At 66.6% G+C, this 1,400-nt stretch carries 1 protein-coding gene; it reads left to right on the top strand.

All coding sequences use genetic code 11. The features are described from left to right. A partial coding sequence (locus GD1_RS25145) for an HNH endonuclease signature motif containing protein (RefSeq protein WP_059040029.1) occupies positions 1-1,333 on the top strand: 1,333 nt, incomplete at its 5' end. Between the last annotated feature and the right edge of the window lie 67 nt (positions 1,334-1,400).

Raw genomic sequence — 1,400 nt, 5'->3', positions numbered from 1 at the left:
CACCGCAGACAAAGCCGCCACCTCCCAAGTCGCCATCGCACTACGCACCTCACCCGCGATCGCCGCCGACTGGATCTGGATCGCCGGACTCCTCACCGGATGGGACCGCCTACGCCAAGCGTTCCTCGACGGCCACTGGAGCTTCACCCGCACCCGCTACCTACTCACCGAACTCGCCCACCTCACCGACCCCGACGTCCGCACCTACGCCGAAACCTGTGCCCTCGCCCTCGCCGACCGGCCCACCGCCGACCGCACCCTGCGCAACCAGATCGCCGAAATGGTCATCGCATTGGACCCCGACGCCGCCGCCGACCGCCGCGAAGAATTCGCCGACACCGAACAAAACGTCACCATCACCGACGACACCCACGGCCACATGCGTCTACACGCCACCATGCCCGCCGACGTCGGAGTGTTCCTGGCCACCAGCATCCGCAACCTCATCAACGAACGGATCTGCCCCCGCGACCCCCGACCCACAGGCCGGCTACGCGTCGAAGCACTCAAAGAACTCCACCACATGCCCGACGCCGTACTCGCCTGCACCTGCGACGACGAACACTGCACCCGCGCCATCCCACTACCCCCGACACCAGCCCCCGACCCCGAACTCGACCTCGACTACACCCCACCACCCACACCCGCACCCGCACCGGCACGGGTCGACGACGACGTCGAGATCGAGGCAGAAACCGACGAGGGCGCCGGGCCGCGACCTCCGATCGCGTTGATGCCGGCACAGTCATCGTTGACCGTGATCACCGACCCCACCGGTGTGGCCGCACCCCGCCTGGTCGGTTACGGGGCGATCGACCCGCAGCATTGGCACGACATCGCCGACGGACACCTCGTCACCCGTATGGACCTACCCGAACTCGAGTTGCCCGAACTCGATGATCCCGGAATCGATCTCGCCGCGATCGGCCGCAACCTCGCCGCCTGGCAAACCGTCACCACCATCACCGAACGCGGTCTGGCCCCACCGGTCGACCCCACCGGGCACGGCGGATATGTGAACCCACCCCGCTGGGCATTGTGGTACAAACCCCGAGACTGGCTACGGCAGAAGATCATCTGCTGGGACAAGACCTGCCGGTATCCCGGGTGCGGGCGTGATGCCGCCGACTGCGAACTCGACCACCTCGTGAAGTTCAACCGTGCCGATCCCCGAGCCGGTGGATGGACCGTCGAATACAACCTCATCCCGTTGTGTCGCGCCGACCATCAGCGCAAACACCTCGGATTGTGGATTCCGACCATGCTCGCCGACCGCGCCGTCACCTGGCGCAACCCGGTATCCGGGAAGACCGTCACCACGTTCCCCGGATAGCGGTGGTGTGTCCGGATCTGGTTGCGGACACGCTCGTCTCGCCGGGTTTCGACACGGGTCCTCGCCT

This window comes from Gordonia desulfuricans NBRC 100010 (genome assembly GCF_001485495.1).
Classification (GTDB): Bacteria; Actinomycetota; Actinomycetes; order Mycobacteriales; family Mycobacteriaceae; genus Gordonia; species Gordonia desulfuricans.
Note: the sequence above shows the minus strand (reverse complement) of the source record. Positions and strands in the feature narration are given on the sequence as shown.